Source organism: [Leptolyngbya] sp. PCC 7376 (assembly GCF_000316605.1).
GTDB lineage: Bacteria > Cyanobacteriota > Cyanobacteriia > Cyanobacteriales > MRBY01 > MRBY01.
Genome location: NC_019683.1, coordinates 2,783,666 through 2,802,989 on the forward strand (window position 1 = coordinate 2,783,666; position 19,324 = coordinate 2,802,989).

A 19,324-nucleotide genomic window follows, 5' to 3' on the forward strand; every position below is an offset into this window, starting at 1 on the left:
ATCACCCACCATTAGTCACATCTCCTCATCAATAGCCAATTTACTGAAAGATTTTATATTTAAGATAATTGCAATTATTAACTGACTATATTCTAAATTACGAATAATCAATACTTTCAAGGCATACTGTTACCAATAGTTGATACTTTATTAATAGGTATTCTCATCTCAATTAAGTTGAAACTCGATGAATTTTATTGAAAAAATTTAAATAGTTTTATGAAATCAATTAAACCTGTTGAGATGTTTCTAGCCCTTGGTTTGGCTGTAACCATTGGAGCTTGTGGCGCACCAGCTCCCGAAGTTGACGAAAGTAGTGAAGGCGGTGAAGCTGAAACAACCGAAGAAGTGAAAGAAGATCACTCTGAACATAGTGAAGAAGAACATGCGGCCCATGGTGGTGAAGGCGGTGAAGGTGGCGAAGGCGGTGCAGAATATAGCGAAGGTGAACAAGCCAATGCTGATTTTGTCGACAAACTTGCTGGAGCCGAACTATTGAGTGCTCTCAAAGAAGGTGGCCATGTTATTTACTTCCGTCACGCGCAAACTGAAAAAGACTACGCTGACCAAGCCGATCCGAACATGAGCCTAGATGACTGCGATACACAGCGTAAGCTCAATGATGTCGGTATCAAGCAAGCAGAAGACATTGGTGCTGCTTTCACCGAGAAGGAAATTCCTGTCGGGGATGTCATCTCCAGCGATTATTGCCGTGCATGGCAAACCGCAGAGTTGGCCTTCGGTCGTTATGAAAAAGATTCCAAGCTAAACTTCCTTCCGTTTGAAGACTATACAGACGAACAGGTTGAAGAGATGAAAGCAAATGTTACTCCTCTCCTAACCGCGACTCCACCCAGTGGCCAAAATACGGTCATTGTCGGTCATGACGATATTTTTGAATCTGCAACAGGTATTTATCCTGCACCTCAAGGCATTGCTTATGTTTTGATCCCAGATGGTAATGGCGGATTTGAGCTAGTTGCAAACATGCTCCCAGAAGATTGGGCAGAACTGTAATCGAGACGCTGATTGCTACTGCCCTTTAATTCAGTGAGAGCTACGGTGCATGAGTCTGATGAGATATCCACAGCTCCCCAAGACACTTTGTTATCGTTGCTCTTGCTGGATGCAGATAGTTATTGCAAATATTTTTCTTTTGATATCCTGATAGTTAAAAAAATAGAAATAACCAAGGGTTATCATTACTAAATGCTATTGCTAGATATTAGACTTAGGTTTTTTAAGTAATACAAAAGATTAGAGAAAAAAATCGTGCCAGAATAGTGGTTTAACATCTGGTTAATGCGATTAAATTCTCTGTAAATCCTTTTCTCAAAGGCATTTCAGACAAAAAAAGTATTTTGGGGATAAAAAACTTGAGATTCTCTTAATCTTTTTATATTGACAACTATAGTTATTAATCTATAACGTTAGCCAGTAATTATAGACCCCTGGGAAAAGTGGATTAATCTCATGAAACCAATCAAACCTGTTGAATTATTTTTGGCACTTGGCTTAGCTACGACTTTAGGTGCTTGTGGTACTCCTGCTCCAGAAGGTGGCGAAGGTAGTGAGGGCGGTGAAGCTGCAACAACTGAAGAGGTCAAAGAGGAAGACCACTCTGAACATAGTCACGGTGGAGAAGGCGGAGAAGGCGGCGAAGGTGGTGAAGGTTCCGCTTCTGGAAACCCCGACATCGACTATATGACTGCGCTTGGATTGATGAAAGGTCACCTGATGGTTGCAGAAGAGTTGGTTGCTATCAGTGAATTTGAGCAATCTGAACCGCACATTGGTCATCCTGTCGAAGAGATTTATGGTGATATTGAAGGGGAATTGCCTGATCGTGGTGTTGATGATTTCAAGGACACATTGAATGCCGCACACGATATTGTGAAGACCTCCCCTGAGTCTCCGGAGCTGGCTTCTAGTTTGTCTGCATCTATTACAGCCGTTGACGATGCGATTACCGCTTTGGGCGACGAATTCCTTGCTGACCCTGAATTTGTGATGGGTGTGGTGATAAATTTGCTAACTGTTGCTGGGGAAGAGTATGAAGCAGCGATTGCCGATGGCAAATTCGTCGAGATTGTTGAATACCAAGACTCTCGCGGATTTGTCATGTACGGTGAAATGTTGTTTGAGAAGGTTGCGGATCAGTTGGATGCTGAAGCAAGCGAGGCGATCACCGCAGCCTTTACCGAGCTGAAAACTGCTTGGCCAGATGTTGTGGCTCCCGAAGCACCTGTGAAAACTCCTCAGGAAGTTTTCGGTCTCATCGTTTCGATCGAAGCGAGTATCTAGGGCTGTAACCAAAATCATCTAGGCTTAGATCGTCCTACTTTATCGTGGGGCGATCGCCTTTTTGACTGCTATTCTCTGTCGAAATTTATGCTGTTTACGATTCCACAAATCCTTACTTCAGAAGAACTAGAAGATATCCGACTTGTCCTTGGGGCAGCGGAATTTGTGGATGGGAAACTTACAGCCGGCTGGCACGCTAAGCTCGTCAAAAATAATCAGCAACTTACGACAAAAAGTCCGCAGGCTGATAGTCTCAAAAAACAAGTTAAAAAGGCTTTTAATGACCATCCTTTGGTGCAGTCAGCAATTCGTCCGAAAAGCATTCATACGATGCTATTCAGTCGATATGAAACAGGGATGTCTTATGGTCGCCATACTGATAATGCATTAATGGGTAGTCGGCGTTCTGATGTGTCTTTTACTTTGTTTTTGAACGAGCCAGATCAATATGAAGGCGGTGAATTAGTCATTGAAAGCGCTGATGCAGAGAAAGCTTATAAGCTTCCTGCAGGTAGTGCGATCGCCTATCCTTCCACCAGTTTGCACCGCGTTGATCCAGTGATTTCAGGGACACGTTTAGTTGCTGTTGGTTGGATTCAGAGCTATATTCGTGACCCTCAACATCGCGAAATTCTATTTGATCTAGAGGTTACCCGCCGCAGCCTTTTCGCTCAATCTGGCAAAACAAATGAATTTGATTTGCTCTCGAAAAGTGTCGCTAATTTAACGCGGATGTGGGCAGAGTAAAGAATGCATCATTTCTGTTGTTTTGAAAGTCTGGCGATCGCCTTAGTCTTTGCATGTTAAGCCACAACAAATTCCCAAAAACAATAGACATTCCATTTATTTATAACTATTTGCAATTACGTTGACATGGCAAGTTTTATTCTATAGACTGGCTATTCGACAGTAGTTGACAAGTATTCTCAGTAATTGAGGCTGCTGACAATTAGTCTAGTGGGCTATCTCTAACTAAAAGAGAACCCATTGGGATTCTCAAAAGAATTTCAAAATTTTTGTGTGTAGGAGTTTTTATGAATCGTTTATTTACAGTCACCACAGCGCTCAGTGTTGCGCTTGTGGGTGGTTCCCTCTCTGAGGCGATCGCCGTACCGACTAATTCTTTGTCGATGCAGGATGATCTACTCACCCAACAGGATTCTATCGGTCAGGTAAACAGCGTCTTTCAACTGCGTGATGTTGCGCCCTCTGACTGGGCATTCGACGCACTCCGCAACCTCGTCGAAAAATATAACTGCATCGTCGGTTATCCCGATGGTACTTTCCGTGGCAATCGTTCCTTGAGTCGTTATGAATTTGCTGCTGGTCTCAACGCTTGTATGCAACAGATCGAACGCCTCATTGTTGGCGGTGGTACTGATGTAGATGCAGCAGACATCACTCGTCTCCGTGCTCTCGTTCAAGAATTCGAAGCAGAACTTGCAACCCTCGGTGCACGTGTAGATGACATCGAAGGTCGCGTTGAGTTCCTCGAAGACCACCAATTCTCTACAACTACCAAGCTCGAAGGTAAAGTTATCTTTGCTGCAATTGGCTCAGGTGGTGGCGCAGGTGATGATGATCAAATCACTTTCGGTAACCGTGTTCGCTTGAACTTAGACACAAGCTTCACTGGTGAAGACAACCTACGCGTTCGTTTACAAGCAGAGAACGCTAATTCTCCTGACATTGGCACTCCTGAAGGTAATTTGGCATTCGCAGGTGGCGGTACCAACGATGTTGTTGTTGATGCCCTTGTTTATGCTTTCCCACTTGGTGAGAAGTTGAATGTGGCGATCGCCGCAAATGCTGGTGCATCGGACGACTTTGCTAGCACAATCAACTACCTTGATGGCGATGGTAACGAAGGCGCACTTTCGACTTTCGGTACCAGAAACCCCATTTACTACCTCATCGAAGATAAGGGTATTGGTTTTGACTATGCCTTCAGCGACAAGATTAACTTAGGAGTCGGCTACATGGCTCCCGATGCCCAAGACCCCAGCGAAGGTAATGGTCTGTTCAATGGTGCATATGGTGCGATGGCTCAGCTCCATGTCAAGCCTGTTGATAGCTTCGAATTTGGCTTAACTTACCTCAACAGCTACAACATTAGTGACACTGGTACAGGCAGTAGTCGTTCCAATATCAGTGAATTCATCACTGACAATGGTGGTACAGCTACTACTACCACGAACTCCTTCGGTATCGAAGCTTCTTGGATGCTTTCTGAACGCTTCGTTCTTGGTGGTTGGGTCGGCTACAGTGATGTGAGCCTCGAATCTTCAGCTGGTTTAACTGGTGATGAGGCAGAAATTTGGAACTGGGCAGCGACCCTCGCGTTTCCTGACCTCGGTAAAGATGGTGCTCTCGGTGGCTTAATTGTTGGTATGGAGCCGCGTGTGACTGACTCCAACATTACAGTTGGTGGTCTTTCGGCAGAAGATTCTGATACTTCACTTCATATCGAAGGTTTTTACCAGTATCCAATTAATGACAACATCTCAATCATGCCTGGTTTCGTATGGTTGACATCTCCTGATCACAACGACAGCAATGACAGTGTTGTGATCGGTACAATTCGTACTCTCTTCAGTTTCTAAGAGAAACGAATAGACCTTACAAATTTTAAATTTTTCCTCACTCTTAAGATTGTGGTGGCGTTTAGCGCTCACCACTTTTTTCTTTTTTAGGGAAAAATTTGGTGATTCTATCTATGGCTGATACGGTGGTGATCGCCTTTACGACTTCATCGCTTCACGGAGTAGGTCACGCTTCTTTTGCAAATGTGAGAATGGTTCTCATTTTTGTTGTAGGATGAACAGACCAATTTTAAGGTGTAAGGAAATTTCCATGACTAAAATATTTAAAATCGTCGCAACGTCAGTGACTGCTTCGATTCTGGGCGTTTTGCCCTATGCAGAGGCGATCGCCGCACCGACTAATTCTTTGGCGATGCAAGATGACCTACTCACCCAGCAAGATTCACTTGGTCAGGTAAACAGCGTCTTTCAACTGCGTGACGTTGCCCCTTCTGACTGGGCATTCGACGCCCTCCGCAACCTCGTCGAAAAATATAACTGCATTGTTGGTTATCCCGATGGCACTTTCCGTGGGAACCGCTCCCTCAGCCGTTATGAATTTGCTGCAGGTCTCAACGCTTGTATGCAGCAAATTGAGCGTCTAATCACTGGTGGGTCTGACGTAGATGCAGCAGATATCACTCGTTTGCGCGCTCTTGTTCAAGAATTTGAAGCAGAACTTGCAACTCTCGGTGCTCGTGTAGATGATATCGAAGGTCGCGTTGAATTTCTAGAAGACAATCAGTTCTCCACAACCACTAAGTTGAAAGGACAAGTAAGTTTTGCTTTAAGCCAAGCATTTGGCGAGCAGAAAGCAGATGGCAGTGACCTTGACAGTCAAGTCGTTTTCAATAATCGAGTTCGGTTGTTTTTCAATACCAGCTTCACTGGAGATGATCTATTGATCACTCGTCTAGACGCTCTGAACACCGTTCCCTTTGGTCCTGGGGAAGGAGGCGAACCAAATGTCACAGGGACATCCATGACCCGAACTGCCTTTGATGAAGGTAATGGCAATGATGTCAGCATTGGTAAATTGTTCTATGGCTTCTCTGCAGGAAGCATTGGGGATGACCATGATGATCACAAAGATGATGATCACAAAGATGATGAACATCACGAAGACGAGCATGATGACCACGGTCATGGCCCTGCCAAAGGTGCTCGCTGGTCTTTCGCCATTGATGCGGTAGGTGGTGAGTTTAACGAAAACTTTGTTAACTTTAATGAGTTTTTCTCAGAAGAATTAACAGGTGCAGTTTCGCGTTTCGGTCGCTTCAACCCTATTTATTATCAAGGTTTGGAAGGAACTGGTGCATCTATGACCTATCGTTTCAGTGAAGCTCTTAGCTTTTCTGCGGGTTATCTAGCGCCTGATGCCAATGATCCTTCTTCGAGAGCTGGTTTATTTGATGGTTCCCACGCCGCCCTAGCTCAACTCACGATCGAACCAAGCGATCGCCTTGCTTTGGGTCTAACATATGCCCGTTCCTATTTCCCTGGCGGTAGTTTGATTGCAGTATCTGGTGAAACAGGTAGTGAAGCCGCTAACGTTCCATTTGGTGAAGATGTCGCAACCTCGGCAAACTCATACGGTGTTCAAGGTCGCTACGAAATTAGTCCCCGTTTTTCCCTCTCTGGTTGGGCTGGTTTAACCGAGGCTAATGCAGAAGCAAATGGATTTAACGCCGATGCTGGTGTTGCAGTCAATGATGGGGATAGCGCTACCGCGTTTAACTGGGCATTAACTCTAGCGATGTTAGATGTCGGTAAAGAAGGTAATCTACTAGGTTTCATTGTGGGACAACCCCCAAGAGTTACCGACAATGATGCGGGAGAAGAATCTAGCGAAGCATCTTGGCACCTCGAAGCGCAGTATCGCCACCAGCTCAACGACAATATCGCGATTAATCCCGGTGTTTTCGTCGTGCTCAATCCTGAGAACCAGGACAATGACTCAATTGTGGTTGGCACAATCCGCACAATCTTCGAGTTTTAAGGCATGAATTGACTGGGTGTTTGATCCAGTTCAGTTTTTGAATATGGGTTGCGTATTCTCTCGCTAAAGACGTTGGGTATCGCAACTTAACCTAAATCTTTTTCCTCACTCTTAATGTAGTGGCTAGAATCTATGGCTAGCCACTTTTTTTGTCTGAAATTAATTTATGGCGATCGCCTTTTTTTCTACTCAAAACTGTGGTGATCGCCGATCTATTTACCTTCCGAATAAAGTTCTAATTCAAACTTGCTGCGTCACAAAAGAACTCCAATATATTTGGAATACCCACATTCTTTATAACTCCGATTCTATGCAACGAATTTCGAGCAGACTTCAAAGTCCATGGACTGTAATTGTTGTGTTGGCTAGTTTGTTATTGCCTGTGATTTTATCGATGCTATTAGTTGGAATCGGTAATCTTCTAGGCTGCCAAATATCAGGAAGCCCGGGACAAATGTGTTATGTGCTTGGTCTTAATGCTGGTCAAACTATCACCAGGCTTATTGATTTGACATGGCGGAGTATGGCACTTGGAATGTTCCACATACCCTTTGTGAGCATGGGACTATTTGCCGGATTGTTTATGTTGATTCGTTGGTGTTGTCCGAGAAGAATACTTATGCCATTGGGCATAGGGAGTATTTGGTATGTCGGCTTTGTTCCAACGATTGCAGGTTTTGTATTTGTTTGGTTTGTTGGTAATGCCGCTCAATGCTCTCTGAATGCAGGAGGGGTAGGAGACTGTTACTTATTCGGATTTTATACAGACGGTACATTTCATTATGCTAGTGTGCTGCCGTTTGCAATTTTTCTTTTAGTGCCTCTATGTGGTGTCCTTACAGGTGTATATTATGGCCTGATCAGACAGTACGGTAAGAATTAGAGATAAGTTCAGTTAAAGAATTTTCAAATAAAAATGAGGTCACTCTATTCAGGCATGGTGAGTGCGATTTTTCTGGTTGTTGATCCGGTGGCGATCGCCGACCTATTTGCTTGCTGAATAAAGTTCTGATTCAAGTTGGTGATACAAAAAAAGACCTTCACTATAGTGGATTTATATAAGGTCTTTGGAAATTCTGGTATGGGTTTATTTCTGGGCAAACCTCGGCGTCAATGGTTAGTAATCACCCTACTAGCTAGTTTCTTATTGCCCACTCTTTTCTCTGCGCTACTGTTTGTAATGGGTAATCTTTTGGGTTGCCAAGTGGCAGGGAGCTCAGCACAAATGTGCAACATCGCAGGTATCAACATTGGTCAAACCATCACAATGTTTGTTGATTTGACATGGTGGAGTATGGCATTTGGGATGTTCAGTACGCCTTATGTGAGCATTGGACTATTTATCGGACTGTTTGTATTGCTTCATCTTTGCTGTCCGAGGAGAACGCTTATTCCATTGGGTATGGGCAGTATTTGGTTTGTCGGATTTGCTCCGATGATTGCAGGCATCGTATTTGTTTCATTTGTCGGTGATGCAGCCCAATGTTCTCTGAATGCGGGAGGAGTGGGTGAGTGTTTTTTATTCGGATTTGATACGGACTACGCATTTCATTCTGTTCATGCAGTGCCGTGGATGATCTTTTTTCTGATGCCTTTATGCGGTTTCCTAATGGGGCTATATGGTTTGACCGTGTGGGTTAGAGACAAGTTCAGCAAAAAAAGTGCAAAACAAAGGTGAATTCCTCCTATTCGGGCATAGTGAGTGCTATTTTTCCGGTTGTTGATCCGGTGGCGATCGCCTCATGAGCGAGTTTGGCCTCGGCGAGAGGAAACGTTTGTCCGAGATGAATTTTTAGATCGCCTGACTCAAACCATTCTGTACATTGCTCGAGGATTTCGGCATGGTGAATCTGCCCGGCTTCAATACCCATCAACATTGGTGTGAGCATTAACTCTAAGCCAATCCTTAAATTACGTTTGCGAGCCAGTTTTAAATTATCGAGACTAAAATCTGGCTCAAGAATCGTCACTAAATCGCCATAAATTTTTACCGCTGGTACTGTATCCCAAAAAACTTGCCCACCTACTGTGTCAAAGGCAATATCGACCCCTTTTCCTTTTGTGAAATCGAGCACTGCTTCCGTAATATCAGTATCTTTATAGAAAATTGTTTCATCAGCTCCCAATTTTCTCGCGAGGCGATCTTTATCTGGGGTACTGACTGTCGTAATCACTTTGGCTCCCCACTTTTTCGCAAGTTGGATTGCCACATGACCAACGCCCCCTGCACCTGCATGGATTAAAATCGTTTGATCTTTTTGAATTCGAGCGCGATCGCCTAATGCTTCCCAAGCTGTAATTAAAACGAGAGGGGCGGCAGCAGCTTCCGCAAAAGATAAATTTTTGGGCTTGTGGGCAACAAAACGGCTGTCCACAACCGCATATTCCGCGTAATTGCCTTTTCCAGTTTTGCCGAGACCACCATCACAAAAATAGACGAGCTCTCCAACCCGAAAATTTTTGACTGCACTGCCTACTTCCTCAACAATGCCCGCACCATCACAACCGAGAATGGCGGGTAAAGGATCATCATAAAATGTGCCGCGACTGCAAATCTTTGTGTCGATGGGATTCACACCCGCTGCAGCCAACTTAACTAAAATCTGCTGCGGTTGAAGAAGCTCTGGCTCCGGAAAATCTAAAAGAGTGAGTACCTCTGGGGAACCCACTCTCGTCATGGCGATCGCCTTCATTTTTTTCTCAGGTAGAATAGTGCACTCGAACAATTAATTGTTCGAATCTTACCCAAAAACGGCGCAAAATTAAATGAGATCGTAACGATGGCAAATCATGGCGAATGCAGAAGCCATTAACGTAATTGCAAGGGCAAGAAAAGGATTTTGACCTTGGCTAACAGCGAAAGATGTTGCAACACCTGCGCCCAACCCGGCAACCAAGCCTGCTTGTACATAATCTTTCTCTGTGTTGCCGTTATACATATACTTTAATCCTTCGTTTCAAAGTTTATTAATGGGAGGGTAAAAAAAGCTTTATAAAAGAACTGTTTAGGTAAACAATTTCGCCATTAAACCTATCACTGGGATTTTGTTGGGGTGAGCGACTTGCAATCAAGGTTTAGATTTGGCTACATTTCTTAATGTGCTCTCTGTCCAGTAAAATAACAATCTAAAGAAAACATAAAATTCTAGAATTTAGTCTTCTATGACAACTACTTATAAAGTCGAAATTCAGCACCGTGGTAACACCTACACCATTGATGTGCCCGAAGACCAAACGATCCTTGAAGCAGCCCACGAAAATCAAATTGATTTACCCACATCCTGTGGTGCTGGAGTTTGTACAACTTGTGCGGCGCTAATCACCGAAGGCACCGTAACCCGTGAAGAAGGGATTGGTTTATCGCCAGATCTCCAGGAAGAAGGCTATGCGTTGTTATGTGTGGCTTATCCTAGTTCGGATGTGAAATTGGAATCGGATAAGGAAGAAGCGGTTTATGACCGGCAGTTTGGTCAAAGCTCTTAACTTTTTGTCATGATGAGATTGGGGATATGATGCCCCTATTTTTTTGCTTATTTTTCCGGCAGTTCTATTGTGGTGAGCCAATCTTTGTCTCGTAAACGCACCAAGAAAAATTCATCGTTACGTTTATTTCGGTATTGGTATCTGAAAATTCGCCGCCAAGAAGGGTCGTCAGAGGCGATCGCCAGAGGTTGGGCCTGCGGAGTGTTTGCAGGCAGTTTTCCGTTATTTGGCTTGCAAACATTAATTGGTTTATTGCTAGCGACTCTATTGCGTGGCAATAAATTCACGGCAGCAGCAGGCACCTGGATCAGTAATCCATTTACCTACGTCCCCATTTATTATTTCAATTTTCGGATAGGGGAAATCATCCTTCGACAGCAGGCCGAGTTTAGCGTCGATCAATTAGAATCCTGGACGCAAATGGGGCTGGCAGGTTTTCATTTTATGTTTATCTTGTTTACCGGCTGTATTGTGGTGGGATCTGCGCTCGGTATTGCGGCTTATTTTGGCACCCTGAGATTGACAAACCGGTGGCGATCGCTGAAAAAGCAACGATAGATTTTTGTCACTGGTTGAAGATCTATGCCTGCTCCCGATTCTCGCTACACTAAAACCAGTTTGAATTTTCTTGGTATCCATGGCTCTACTCAACTTTGCAAAGCCCAGTTATCCCCTTGTTTTAGCAGCATTTAAGAGTAATCCAGAGCAAGGACATCGCCAACTAATCAAAACGCTTCATTGGTTAGAGCGATCGCCAGATATGGTGTGGAGCCAATTTATGAAGACGCAAATGAAGCAGGATTTTTGCGTTACAGATCAACGGCTTCAGCAAAAGCTTTGGGGGTTAGACTTCCCGAATCCAGTGGGGCTATCAGCAGGTTGTGATAAAGATGCGATGGCGGCAGGTATGTGGTCGCGATTTGGGTTTGGCTTTGCAGAGATGGGTGCAGTAACGCTTCATTCCCAACCCGGTAATCCGTTACCTCGTTTATTTCGTCTGCCGGAGGATCAAGCTGCTCTAAATCGTTTGGGAGCAAATAATCTCGGTGCGTCGGTGATGGCCAAAACCTTGGCAGAAAGCTGGAAAATTGAACCGCGACAAATTCCGATTGGCATTAATCTCTGCAAATCAAAAATCACGCCTTTAGAGGAAGCCGCGGCGGATTACAAAGGTAGTTTTGAATTTCTCGAATCGGTAGCCGATTATTTTGTCGTAAATGTCAGTTCGCCGAATACGCCTGGTTTGCGATCGCTCCAAGGCGGTGAACAGATTCAACCGATTCTTGATGCTCTTAAAACAGCGAACACAAACAATAAACCCATTCTGATTAAAATTTCCCCTGATCTTGAATGGGAGGCGATCGCCAACATTGTCACCATCGCCCAAAATTATGAACTCTCCGGCATTATCGCGACGAACACCACAACAAAACGCACTGGTCTCAAAACGAAAATTCTTGAGAAAACCGGCAATCCCGTCACCGAAGAAGCTGGCGGTATTAGTGGCGCTCCTGTCCGACAACGCTCGACGGAAGTGATCCGTTTTATCTACGAAAAAACCGAAGGCACTTTACCGATTATTGGGGTTGGTGGAATTTTTTTGGCTGAGCACGCTTGGGAAAAAATCACTGCTGGTGCAACGATTCTGCAACTCTACACCGGCTGGATTTATGAGGGTCCTTGGATTATCCCCAATGTCTTAAAAGGTTTGCTCGCTAAACTTGATGAACACAATCTCAACCATATTTCTGAGGCGATCGCCCTAGATTTTAAAAAATAATCCTGAATTTTGAGCGTGTGTCAGCGTAGATACCTTTGTCCCCACACCACATATCTTGCATCTGTCTATGGCAAGATAGGGGTGATTTTCTCTGATGTCTACCGCGCCAATTATGTTTCGTCGATCGCCTCGCCGCAATCCACTGCAAACCTATCTCGTTCAACCTGTCCTCAATGGGCTTAGTCCTTGGATGGGGATAGATTGGTGGCTAATGACCGTAACCATTGCCCTTACTGTGATTGCTGGGTTAGCGATTCGGAGTGCCCAGTTAAATGTTGGAGTGATTGATTGGCGGCAACATTGGATTACTGCCATTGTAGGGTTGGTATTTTGTTTTCTTATTGCCCGTACCCGTTATAAGGCACTCATTTTTGGACATTGGATTATTTATGTCTTGAGCTTGGTTTCGCTGATTGCTGTCATGGTGATTGGTGTGACCGCAAATGGTGCCCAAAGTTGGATTGGAGTGGGTGGTTTTAATGTGCAGCCCTCAGAATTTGCCAAAATCAGTTTGATTCTGACTTTGGCGGCATTGCTCCATAAAAATACAGCAGATAGCCTTCCGAATATTCTCAAAGTAACGGCGGTGGCTGCGGTGCCTTGGTTCTGTATTGCCCTCCAGCCTGACCTTGGTACTGCGATGGTTTTCGGGGCGATCGGGATGGGAATGATCTATTGGGCTAATGCCAATGTGGGTTGGCTCGTGTTGATGGTCTCACCCCTTGTTTCAGCGGTCATGTTCAATGTCTTTTTCCCTGCTTGGATCATTTGGTTTGGGGTAATGGGCTTAATCGCTTGGTTTACGCTGCCATGGCGGTGGTTCGGGACAGTGGGCGCAATGGCAGCGAATGCGATCGCCGGATCCGGTGCTGGTGTGCTGTGGGGACTGCTCAAGGACTATCAAAAGGCTCGTTTAACGCTGTTTCTCGACCCCGAACAGGATGCCCTCGGCGGTGGTTATCACCTGATTCAATCCCGCATTGCTATAGGCTCTGGCCAGCTTTGGGGACAGGGTTTATACGAGGGCTCACAAACACAACTGAACTATGTCCCAGAGCAACATACCGACTTTATTTTTTCCGTAATTGGTGAAGAGCTGGGGTTTGTTGGGGCGATCGCCGTGATGATTTTATTTTGGATTTTGTGCTTGCGATTGATTCGAATTGCCTGCAAAACCGAGGATAACTTTGGCTCATTGATCGCCGTTGGTGTTCTCTCAATGATTTTGTTTCAGGTGTTGGTCAATGTTGGGATGACCCTCGGTGTTGCGCCGATTACGGGGATTCCGCTACCTTGGCTGAGCTATGGTCGTTCATCGCTGCTGACGAATTTCATTGCCATTGGCCTTGTGCAAGCTGTCGCCAACCGAACATCGCGTACGAATAACAGCAGTTCGACTGGTTTATAGCGTTTCAAAAGCCTCAAGTACGGCTTCAAGGGCGATCGCCCCGTGAGTCCAATGTGTACCGCCCTGACAAAATACGATATAGGGTTCACGTAATGGCCCATCCGCTGACAGCTCAGATGTGCTGCCATCAATAAATGTGCCGCCAGCCATCACCAAATCACTGGCGTAACCTGGCATCGGCGCGGGTACTGGATCGAGATAAGAGCCAATGGGTGAAAACTTTTGCCACGCCCGACAAAATGCTAATAATTTTTCAGGTGAACCGAGCTTAATTGCTTGAATCACATCCTGACGTGGCTCATTATGGAGTGGCTTCACTTCATAACCCAACTCATGAAATACCTTGGCGACAAGCAAGGTGCACTTTACTGCTTCAGCCACCATTTGCGGTGCAAGAAATAGGCCTTGAAAAAGCAATCGATTTTGGTCATAAGTCGCGCCACCATGACTGCCAATCCCTGGCGCAGTTAGCCGACAAGCCGCTTGTTCAACAAACTCTGCTTTCCCGGCGAGATAGGCTCCTCCCGTGACAATTGTGCCGCCTGGATTTTTGATCAGAGAACCAGCCATTAAATCAGCCCCAACTGCTGTCGGTTCAACTGTTTCAATAAATTCACCGTAGCAATTATCTACAAAACAAACTGTTTCAGAATTTTGCTTTTTGACGATCTCGATAATCCTTTGAATCTCTGCTGTCGATAAACTTTTTCGCCATGAATAACCGCAGGATCGCTGAATCAATATCATGCGAGTTTTTGATTGAATTGCTGTCTCTAGCCCTTCCCAATCGACTGTGCCTGTTTCCGTTAGCTCTAGTTGTCGATAGCTGATGCCAAACTCGGCTAAAGATCCTTGCCCCGCTTCTCGTAAACCAATGACTTCTTCCAATGTGTCATAGGGCGCTCCAGCCACGGCCAACAGCTCATCACCTGGCCGTAATACTCCATACAGAGCAGCGGCGATCGCATGGGTCCCCGATACAAACTGTACCCGCACTATTGCAGCTTCCGAACCCATCACTTCCGCATAGATCTGATCAAGCGTTTCTCGACCGAGATCCCCATGACCATAACCACTAACGCTGCTGAAATGATGGACTCCGACTTTGTGATTTTGAAATGCAGTTAAAACTTTTCTGAGATTTTGTTGGGTCTGGCGATCAATCTCTAAAAACTGTGGCGTTAGCTCGGCGATCGCCTGATTGATTTTCTCCGCAGCGGTCATATCAAATTACAATCTCGCAATTTAGCTTGCCCATCATATCAACTACCGTGAAACACTTTGACTTCCTCAACAATAACCCTCTCAATCCTTTTCATAGTGTCCATTTTCCTTGCCTAACCCGGTGAACAAATGTAAAATGAAGTCTATTTTGATGAAGCAAGCCACTGCTTTTACCCATAAAGCAAAGCTAAAAAAAGTTGAAGCTGCATTTCATCTCACAATTTGAGAAATATCAAAAATTTTCGACTTTCCAAAGTTTGCAAAACTAGATTAGAATTTCTTATCCTTGCAAGTTTTGCTTGACTTTCTTCAGTTTTCGCTTAAGCAAAAATGTAAGACGCCCCTTAAATGAACTATATTCAAGCAGACGGTGTCTTAACAAAACTAAAACCTCCAGAAAGGATCTTTCATGACTGTTGCTACCTCACAAAAGCTATCTCTAGACTGGACGACTGTAATTTATTTCAGTCTCATCCATATCGTCGCACTGCTCGCATTTCTGCCAGGCAATTTTAGCTGGCAGGCGGTTGGAGTATTCTTACTTTTCCATTGGATTACAGGCGGTGTTGGGATTACACTCGGATTCCACCGGCTTGTCTCCCACCGCAGCTTCGATGTGCCGAAATGGGTTGAGTACATTCTGATTTTTTGTGGAACACTTGCCTGTCAAGGAGGGCCCCTAGACTGGATTGGTTTACACCGTATTCACCATAAGCACTCAGACACGACCCCTGACCCCCATGATTCCAACAAAGGATTTTGGTGGAGCCATATCGGTTGGATGCTTTTTGAAATTCCAGCTCGCGCAGATATCGATCGTTATATCAAAGATATTAAAGACGATCCTTTCTATAATTTCTGCCAGAACTACATGATTCCTATTCAAGTAGTTGTCGGTTTACTACTGTTTGCTTGGGGTGGCTGGTCTTTTGTGACATGGGGGATCTTCATGCGCTTAGCTGTCGTTTTCCATTGCACTTGGTTTGTGAATAGCGCAACTCACAAATTTGGTTATCAGAGCCACGAATCTAACGATAAATCCCGTAACTGCTGGTGGGTTGCCCTCGTTACTTATGGCGAAGGCTGGCACAACAATCACCACGCCTATCAATATTCCGCACGCCATGGTTTGAACTGGTGGGAAGTTGATATGACTTGGATGACTATTCGTTTGCTTCAAATCCTAGGTCTAGCGAAGAATATCAAACTCGCTCCTACTGACTAGTTGAGATGAGCCGACACTTTTGAGCGAAACCTCATAGGGTTACTAAATAAAATCAATTCTGATAAAGGCACCTTCGTGGTGTCTTTCTGTTATTGTGAGTGCTTGCTTATTTTGTTCTGTTCAGCTAACATTTCGCCAATATTAAGTCTCCTCACAGAAAATTGACTTTATCATCCAAAAGGCATTGCAGAATAGAGGATGCTGACCCAATGAAATGTCCGGAATGTCAATCTACTCATATCCGTAAGAACGGAAAGAAAAAAGGCAAACAGAATCACATCTGTGTAGATTGTGGCCGTCAGTTTATCGACCACCATAGTAAGCTCGGCTACTCCAATGCCTTCAAACATGAATGCCTCAAAATGTAGTCAAGGGTATAGGCTTTCGAGCCATTGAACGGGTGAAAGGACTGCACCACACTACTGTTATAACTTGGGTCAAACAAGTCGGTGAGTTACTACCTGATGCTTATGAACCTGGGCAAGTTTCTCAGGTGGGTGAACTCGATGAACTTCAAACCTTTGTCGGTGCAAAAAAACAAGGTCTGGCTCTGGACAGCAGTAAAGCATTTTCAATCGGGTATTCTCGCCTGGACTGTTGGTGATAGAGGTGCAGAGATATTCCAGCCACTATGGGGCATCGTTAGTCTCTGGAGATGTTTCTTCTACGTCACAGATGGCTGGAAAGTGTATCCCATGTTTATACCGGATAGTGACTAGGTTGTCAGTAAGACCTACATGACTCATGTTGAAGGGGAGAATATTCGATTGCGGCACTATCTCGCTCGACTTCATCGAAAAACTTGATGTTATTCAAAGCCTCTGGAAATGTTAGAGCATTCGATTCGATTGCTGATTCATGACCTCAAATTCGAGGATGTTCCTGTCTCCCAATGCTCATAGATTCATGCCTCTATTCTGTAACGCCCTATGGTGAAATTGTTCAGCCAGAAGCAACCGTTTTTGCCAGTGAAACCGAACAAGAAATGAAGGCGTGGCTGTAACGTTGTCAGCAGTTGATTGGAATGATGAGTGCAGAAAAAAATCGCCGCCATCAATTATCAAGCTCATCGCCGCACTCAAGACGCCATTGACGAACATATCGAATGGTTGGAAGAACAAATCTGAACCATAATGAGAAGCTTAAACCGCTGAGTCAATATGCACCTCAACTTCAAGAAAAACAAACTCTTTTAACGTGAGTTCGGGTTAAGGAATTAGGATGAAATTCCGACAAGTTAGACTGAAACTCCTATAAATCAAGAGTTTGTTTGGAATTTTATCTATGAAACGTGAGTTCTGGATAAGGAATGATAGGTCTAATCAAGCTGTAAAGAAGGTTTTTTGGGTTGATGGCAGTAAGCAATCAGCCCACACAGCAAGTTCACACAAAAGTTTGTGGGACTGCGATGTCGGGAATGTTCAATCTGTGAGATGTTCTTCAGTTGGTCAATAACTGTCTCAATCAAAGCCCGCTTACGAGCAAAAAGTTTATCTTGATAAACCATCAAATGATGCTTCATATTTCGACGAGGTTTAGCCATTAGGGTCACCTCATGTTCCTCTTGAAGATGCTGGGCTAAAGATTGTGAGACATAGCCTTTATCGGCAAAGACTTTACCCCATAAGTCTTGCAATAACTCCACTACAGGTTGGCGGTCATCGGTATTTCCGGGCGTCACTTGGACGTTGAGTAATTCTCCTCGCTCATTGATGACCAGGTGTAGTTTGAAGCCGAAGAACCATCCCACCGAAGTCTTGCCCCTTGCCGCGCAACCTTCAAAAACACGGTGTTGAGAGATACGGCGATTATGGCAAACCTTGATGCTGGTGGCATCAATGAAGCTAATACCAGTGCATTGTCCGAAGCATTGTCGCAGATATGTACAGAGAGGAATCAAGCTCGAAGGTATCCATGTCACAAAGCGTTGATAGCTCACAGCTAGAGGAAACTCTTGTTGCCAATCGCATTTCACCTTGATGAGATAGAAATGCTTGAAATTTCGATAGTGAGATTGATGGAAAGCAATGAGAATAGTCATCACCTCACTCAGACTGAGGCTTCTCTGACGGCGACGGTATTTTTTTGCCAGAGCTGAGTAACGCTTGATGCCATAAGGGTTCAAAGATTCGACAGAAATCATCAACATGGCAAAACAGAGCCTCTAGACTGGACATGGGAGAAAGCCGTGGATTCGTTACAACTTCCACGATATGGGCTTTCTCCTTTTCTTTCCTTATCCAGAACTCACGTTATGTACTGATTTCGCAACAAAGCATTCTAATTGAAAATATTGTATTGATTGAGCTCAATCAATACGATATTGCCTAAAATAATCGCTGCTCAATAAAGAATCAAGAAGCCTCAAACTCAGATTGGGAAAGACTTTTTTCCTGTTGTTCTTATCCCGAACTCACGTTCTTTTTTCGGCTGATGGCAGTAGGCAATGAGCCCGCAAAGCAAGTTAACACAGAAGTTCGCTGGACTACGATGTCTAGAGTGCTCAATCTGAGAAATATTCTTCAGCCGGTCAATGACCGTCTCAATTAAAGCTCGCTTACGGGCAAGGATTTTGTCATGCCAAAGCATCAAGTGATTCTTCATATTGCGCCGAGGCTTAGCCATCAACGTCACATCATGCTCTTCTTGTAAATGCTGTGCCAGAGGTTGAGAGGTATAGCCTTTATCTGCAAAAACCTTGCCAAATAAATTCTGCAATAGTTCCAGCACTGGCTTGCGGTCATCAGTGTTGCCGGGGGTGACTTTCACTTGGAGTAACTCGCCACGGTCATTGATTACTAGGTGCAGCTTGAAGCCAAAGAACCAACCAACAGATGTTTTACCTCGAGTAGCGTGACATCTAAATACCCGATGTTGAGAGATACGGTGATTATGGCAAACCTTGATACTGGTGGCATCAATGAAACTAATACCAGTGCATTGACCATAACAGTGCTGTAGATAAATGCACAGAGGAACTAACACTGAAGGCATCACTCCACAAAACGTTGGTAACTCACTGCTGTGGGAAAAGCTCTACGCCAATGGTGACGCACATTAATGAGATAGAAATGCTTGAAATTACGATAGTGGGATTGATGAAAGGCAATAAGTATAGTCATTATCTCACTCAAGCTCAGACTTCTGGGGCGCCGCCGCCGTTTTTGTTTTGAAGCCATCTGTTGCTGTTGCCATTGAGGTTCAAAGACTTGGCAGAAATCATCAACAGAGCAGAACAAAGATTCTAGACTGGTCATGGGAGAAGATGGTGGGCTGTTTATCAACTTCCACAATATGCACTTTCTCCTTTTTCTTCCTT

Annotated in this window: 15 protein-coding genes and 3 pseudogenes; 13 read left to right on the plus strand and 5 right to left on the minus strand. The window is 44.5% G+C overall.

The annotated features are described in order from the left end of the window. Window positions 1–219 precede the first annotated feature (219 nt). The 7 genes from LEPTO7376_RS12390 to LEPTO7376_RS12420 all read left to right on the plus strand — a co-directional run bounded on the left by LEPTO7376_RS12390 (window position 220) and on the right by LEPTO7376_RS12420 (window position 8,563). The gene (locus LEPTO7376_RS12390) at window positions 220–1,017 is read left to right on the plus strand and encodes a histidine phosphatase family protein (protein WP_015134515.1); all 798 of its coding nucleotides are present in this window, start codon (window positions 220–222) and stop codon (window positions 1,015–1,017) included. Between the two features lie 456 nt (window positions 1,018–1,473). Next, a complete protein-coding gene (locus LEPTO7376_RS12395) occupies window positions 1,474–2,304 on the plus strand; it encodes a hypothetical protein (protein WP_015134516.1) in 831 nt (276 codons plus the stop codon). An 87-nt stretch (window positions 2,305–2,391) separates the two neighbouring features. Further along, window positions 2,392–3,051, plus strand: coding sequence for a Fe2+-dependent dioxygenase (locus LEPTO7376_RS12400; protein ID WP_015134517.1), 660 nt, complete (start codon window positions 2,392–2,394; stop codon window positions 3,049–3,051). A 287-nt stretch (window positions 3,052–3,338) separates the two neighbouring features. After that, window positions 3,339–4,907: an iron uptake porin gene (locus tag LEPTO7376_RS12405; RefSeq protein ID WP_015134518.1), complete on the plus strand. Its 1,569-nt coding sequence runs from the start codon at window positions 3,339–3,341 to the stop codon at window positions 4,905–4,907. Window positions 4,908–5,157: 250 nt separating this feature from the next. Then, window positions 5,158–6,885: an iron uptake porin gene (locus LEPTO7376_RS12410; RefSeq protein ID WP_015134519.1), complete on the plus strand. Its 1,728-nt coding sequence runs from the start codon at window positions 5,158–5,160 to the stop codon at window positions 6,883–6,885. A 166-nt stretch (window positions 6,886–7,051) separates the two neighbouring features. After that, window positions 7,052–7,768 carry a hypothetical protein gene (locus LEPTO7376_RS12415; RefSeq protein ID WP_015134520.1) on the plus strand — a complete coding sequence of 239 codons (717 nt, stop codon included), beginning with the start codon at window positions 7,052–7,054 and terminating at the stop codon, window positions 7,766–7,768. Window positions 7,769–7,966: 198 nt separating this feature from the next. After that, complete coding sequence (locus LEPTO7376_RS12420) at window positions 7,967–8,563, plus strand: hypothetical protein (protein ID WP_015134521.1); 597 nt, start codon at window positions 7,967–7,969, stop codon at window positions 8,561–8,563. A gap of 7 nt (window positions 8,564–8,570) precedes the next feature. On the opposite strand, the gene LEPTO7376_RS12425 is transcribed toward LEPTO7376_RS12420, so the two are convergent. Both LEPTO7376_RS12425 and LEPTO7376_RS26805 read right to left on the minus strand, forming a co-directional pair. Continuing rightward, the gene (locus tag LEPTO7376_RS12425) at window positions 8,571–9,578 is read right to left on the minus strand and encodes a zinc-dependent alcohol dehydrogenase family protein (RefSeq protein WP_015134522.1); all 1,008 of its coding nucleotides are present in this window, start codon (window positions 9,576–9,578) and stop codon (window positions 8,571–8,573) included. Window positions 9,579–9,647: 69 nt separating this feature from the next. After that, the gene (locus tag LEPTO7376_RS26805; protein WP_015134523.1) at window positions 9,648–9,824 is read right to left on the minus strand and encodes a hypothetical protein; all 177 of its coding nucleotides are present in this window, start codon (window positions 9,822–9,824) and stop codon (window positions 9,648–9,650) included. Window positions 9,825–10,047: 223 nt separating this feature from the next. On the opposite strand from LEPTO7376_RS26805, the gene LEPTO7376_RS12430 reads away from it, so the two are divergent. The 4 genes from LEPTO7376_RS12430 (at window position 10,048) to rodA (ending at window position 13,556) form a co-directional block, all read left to right on the plus strand. Continuing rightward, complete coding sequence (locus LEPTO7376_RS12430) at window positions 10,048–10,368, plus strand: 2Fe-2S iron-sulfur cluster-binding protein (RefSeq protein WP_015134524.1); 321 nt, start codon at window positions 10,048–10,050, stop codon at window positions 10,366–10,368. Window positions 10,369–10,440: 72 nt separating this feature from the next. Beyond that, window positions 10,441–10,926: a DUF2062 domain-containing protein gene (locus LEPTO7376_RS12435; protein WP_225901101.1), complete on the plus strand. Its 486-nt coding sequence runs from the start codon at window positions 10,441–10,443 to the stop codon at window positions 10,924–10,926. 79 nt (window positions 10,927–11,005) lie between these two features. Next, window positions 11,006–12,148, plus strand: coding sequence for a quinone-dependent dihydroorotate dehydrogenase (locus LEPTO7376_RS12440; RefSeq protein WP_015134526.1), 1,143 nt, complete (start codon window positions 11,006–11,008; stop codon window positions 12,146–12,148). 190 nt (window positions 12,149–12,338) lie between these two features. After that, window positions 12,339–13,556 carry a rod shape-determining protein RodA gene (gene rodA, locus LEPTO7376_RS12445; RefSeq protein WP_315861586.1) on the plus strand — a complete coding sequence of 406 codons (1,218 nt, stop codon included), beginning with the start codon at window positions 12,339–12,341 and terminating at the stop codon, window positions 13,554–13,556. On the opposite strand, the gene LEPTO7376_RS12450 is transcribed toward rodA, so the two are convergent. Beyond that, window positions 13,551–14,780 (minus strand): methionine gamma-lyase family protein, encoded by a 1,230-nt coding sequence (locus LEPTO7376_RS12450; RefSeq protein ID WP_015134528.1) that lies wholly within the window; start codon window positions 14,778–14,780, stop codon window positions 13,551–13,553. The two genes, rodA and LEPTO7376_RS12450, sit on opposite strands and share 6 nt — an antisense overlap. 409 nt (window positions 14,781–15,189) lie before the next feature. On the opposite strand from LEPTO7376_RS12450, the gene LEPTO7376_RS12455 reads away from it, so the two are divergent. Both LEPTO7376_RS12455 and LEPTO7376_RS12460 read left to right on the plus strand, forming a co-directional pair. Beyond that, a complete protein-coding gene (locus LEPTO7376_RS12455; RefSeq protein ID WP_015134529.1) occupies window positions 15,190–16,005 on the plus strand; it encodes an acyl-CoA desaturase in 816 nt (271 codons plus the stop codon). A 209-nt stretch (window positions 16,006–16,214) separates the two neighbouring features. After that, window positions 16,215–16,907 (plus strand): annotated as a pseudogene (locus LEPTO7376_RS12460) (IS1 family transposase). 416 nt (window positions 16,908–17,323) lie between these two features. On the opposite strand, the pseudogene LEPTO7376_RS12465 reads toward LEPTO7376_RS12460, so the two are convergent. After that, window positions 17,324–18,182: pseudogene (locus LEPTO7376_RS12465) on the minus strand (IS982 family transposase). A gap of 193 nt (window positions 18,183–18,375) precedes the next feature. Continuing rightward, window positions 18,376–19,262 (minus strand): annotated as a pseudogene (locus tag LEPTO7376_RS12470) (IS982 family transposase). Window positions 19,263–19,324: the final 62 nt, after the last annotated feature.

Coding starts and splice junctions, on each gene's coding strand:
- LEPTO7376_RS12390 (WP_015134515.1), top strand. CDS start 220: ATGAAATCAATTAAACCTGTTGAGATGTTTCTAGCCCTTGGTTTGGCT.
- LEPTO7376_RS12395 (WP_015134516.1), top strand. CDS start 1,474: ATGAAACCAATCAAACCTGTTGAATTATTTTTGGCACTTGGCTTAGCT.
- LEPTO7376_RS12400 (WP_015134517.1), top strand. CDS start 2,392: ATGCTGTTTACGATTCCACAAATCCTTACTTCAGAAGAACTAGAAGAT.
- LEPTO7376_RS12405 (WP_015134518.1), top strand. CDS start 3,339: ATGAATCGTTTATTTACAGTCACCACAGCGCTCAGTGTTGCGCTTGTG.
- LEPTO7376_RS12410 (WP_015134519.1), top strand. CDS start 5,158: ATGACTAAAATATTTAAAATCGTCGCAACGTCAGTGACTGCTTCGATT.
- LEPTO7376_RS12415 (WP_015134520.1), top strand. CDS start 7,052: ATGGCGATCGCCTTTTTTTCTACTCAAAACTGTGGTGATCGCCGATCT.
- LEPTO7376_RS12420 (WP_015134521.1), top strand. CDS start 7,967: ATGGGTTTATTTCTGGGCAAACCTCGGCGTCAATGGTTAGTAATCACC.
- LEPTO7376_RS12425 (WP_015134522.1), bottom strand. CDS start 9,578: ATGAAGGCGATCGCCATGACGAGAGTGGGTTCCCCAGAGGTACTCACT.
- LEPTO7376_RS26805 (WP_015134523.1), bottom strand. CDS start 9,824: ATGTATAACGGCAACACAGAGAAAGATTATGTACAAGCAGGCTTGGTT.
- LEPTO7376_RS12430 (WP_015134524.1), top strand. CDS start 10,048: ATGACAACTACTTATAAAGTCGAAATTCAGCACCGTGGTAACACCTAC.
- LEPTO7376_RS12440 (WP_015134526.1), top strand. CDS start 11,006: ATGGCTCTACTCAACTTTGCAAAGCCCAGTTATCCCCTTGTTTTAGCA.
- rodA (WP_315861586.1), top strand. CDS start 12,339: ATGGGGATAGATTGGTGGCTAATGACCGTAACCATTGCCCTTACTGTG.
- LEPTO7376_RS12450 (WP_015134528.1), bottom strand. CDS start 14,780: ATGACCGCTGCGGAGAAAATCAATCAGGCGATCGCCGAGCTAACGCCA.
- LEPTO7376_RS12455 (WP_015134529.1), top strand. CDS start 15,190: ATGACTGTTGCTACCTCACAAAAGCTATCTCTAGACTGGACGACTGTA.